Origin of the sequence: Streptomyces sp. NPDC101194, assembly GCF_044767885.1 — a bacterium.
Taxonomy (GTDB): domain Bacteria; phylum Actinomycetota; class Actinomycetes; order Streptomycetales; family Streptomycetaceae; genus Streptomyces.
Genome location: NZ_JBIWOS010000032.1, coordinates 1 through 1,229, shown reverse-complemented (window position 1 = coordinate 1,229; position 1,229 = coordinate 1). Strand labels below are relative to the sequence as shown.

Below are 1,229 nucleotides of genomic sequence, written 5' to 3'. Positions count from 1 at the left end.
GGCGGGGGGAAGCTGACACGGAGGAGGGGTCCGTGGGGGCTGCTCCGTGCCGTGGGCCGGGTGAGTGCAGCACGGACGGGAGAGCCAGGCACAGGGCTGCCGCGGTGCAGGCCGCGGTCGCGCCCAGGGCGTGCCGGCGGTGGCGGCGCCGGTCGGCGCGTCGGCGGATCTCCGCGGCGGGCAGGGTCGGTGCCGGCATCTGCGTGCCGAGCAGCCGCAGCCGGTCGCCCAGGGTGTCGTGGAGGGGGTCAGACATGGAGTTGTCCTTCCTCGCTGGTCGGGGGCTGGTCGCCGAGCCGGGCCGCCAGCGCGGTCCGCCCGCGGGCGAGGCGGCTCTTGACGGCACTGACGCTGGCGCCGGTCTCGGCCGCGACCTGCTCGATGGAAAGGTCGCACATGTGGTGCAGGACCATGGCGCTGCGCTGCGCCTCGGGCAGGTCGCGGAGCGCGATGACCAGCATCAAGTACTCCTCAGTGGGCGGCTCGACGGTGCGGGGTTCATGGTGGTGGCGTCCGGCCAGATGCAGACCCCGGGCCAGACGTCGCCAACGTGAGATGGCCAGCCGCCGGGCGGTGGTCCGGATCCAGGCTTCCGGGGCATCGTCGGGGTCGAACGTGCGCCTTCGGTCCCACGCGCGGATGAAGGCCTCCTGGACCACGTCCTGTGCTTCGGACCAGTCGCTGGTCATCGCGTAGAGCTGCCCGGTCAGGCGGGAGAAGGACGCTGCGTAGAACGCGTCGAACTCCTGTGGCGTCATCAACGGCTTCTCTCCTGGTGCTGTCGATCGGCTCGCATCACAGGCGGTTCGCCGGGAAGCACTCCTCGACCACCGTGGTGGAGCCGTGCCTCCCGGGCGGAGCCTCGCGCCGCTCAAGCCTGTACGCACGAGCGCCGTCCCCAGGTCGCGCCCACGTCCTGTGACATGGACCACGTGTCCGGGGTGCGACCGCACGGGCACCGAGGGGCGTACAGGGGTGCGGGCATCAACCGGACGCCCGCAGGAAAGGACACTGATTCATGCGTATCCGCCCGATCATGCTCATCGCGGCCACCGCCGCCATCGCGACGGCGGGGGGAGTGGCCAGCGCTGCGACCGGCACCCCCCAGCCCACCGCCACGGCTCACGGCAAGCCGTCCGGTGCGCCCGCCGCCAAGGTTCACGGCACCGGCTCGGCCGACGCCTCGGTGGTCTCTGGTACCGGTGTCTCCGGGAACCGCGTGACCGCCA

Annotated in this window: 1 protein-coding gene and 2 pseudogenes; 1 reads left to right on the top strand and 2 read right to left on the bottom strand. The window is 72.3% G+C overall.

Features of this window, described 5'->3' with window-relative positions; genetic code table 11:
- Together ACIRP2_RS39600 and ACIRP2_RS39595 are read right to left on the bottom strand one after the other, a co-directional pair.
- Nucleotides 1-256, bottom strand: a pseudogene (locus tag ACIRP2_RS39600) (hypothetical protein); the annotation flags it as partial.
- Entirely contained in the window at nucleotides 249-758 is a 510-nt protein-coding gene (locus ACIRP2_RS39595) for a SigE family RNA polymerase sigma factor (protein WP_404258613.1), read from the bottom strand. The gene ACIRP2_RS39595 and the pseudogene ACIRP2_RS39600, both read right to left, overlap by 8 nt.
- A gap of 260 nt (nucleotides 759-1,018) precedes the next feature.
- Here ACIRP2_RS39595 and ACIRP2_RS39590 point away from each other — a divergent pair.
- Nucleotides 1,019-1,229, top strand: a pseudogene (locus ACIRP2_RS39590) (hypothetical protein); the annotation flags it as partial.